General features: G+C 73.7%; 1 protein-coding gene. It reads right to left on the bottom strand.

What is annotated here, in order from left to right; all coding sequences use genetic code 11:
* The coding region (locus PUR56_RS43585; protein ID WP_329950680.1) for an AMP-binding protein at positions 1 to 630 on the bottom strand (630 nt) is incomplete at both ends.

Raw genomic sequence — 630 nt, 5'->3', positions numbered from 1 at the left:
GGCCCGCCAGCGCACCACGTCACCGGTGCGGTACATCCGCCCGCCCGGCTCGCCGAACGGGTCCGCGACGAACCGCTCCGCCGTCAGACCGGGGCGCTTCAGGTAGCCGCGGGCCAGGCCCACGCCGGAGACGTACAGCTCGCCGGGGACGCCGACCGGGACGGGCCGCAGGTGGGTGTCCAGGACGTGCGCGACGGTGTTCCAGATCGGCCGGCCCACCGTGGCGGTCGCGGAGTCGAGCGTGCCGCCGCCCAGGGTGTTGATGGTGTACTCGGTCGGACCGTACAGGTTGTAGCCGAGGACGCCGGGGGTGTCGCGCAGCTTCGACCAGAGGGTCTCGGCCACCGCCTCGCCGCCCAGCAGGACCAGCACCGGGCGGTGCCGGCCCTCGTCCAGCAGGCCGCACTCCACCAGGGCCTGGGCGTAGGAGGGGGTGACGTTGATGACGTCGACGGCCTGCTCGGCGCAGTAGTCGGCCAGGCGCTGGGTGTCGCGGCGCAGGGCCTCGTCCAGGACGTGCACCTCGTGGCCCTCGACCAGCCAGAGCAGTTCCTCCCACGACATGTCGAAGGAGAACGACACCGTGTGGGCGATCCGCAGGCGCCGGCCGCCGGCCGAGGCCACCACCGG

Origin of the sequence: Streptomyces sp. BE303, from assembly GCF_036290945.1 — a bacterium.
In the GTDB taxonomy this organism is placed as follows: domain Bacteria; phylum Actinomycetota; class Actinomycetes; order Streptomycetales; family Streptomycetaceae; genus Kitasatospora.
Note: the sequence above shows the minus strand (reverse complement) of the source record. Positions and strands in the feature narration are given on the sequence as shown.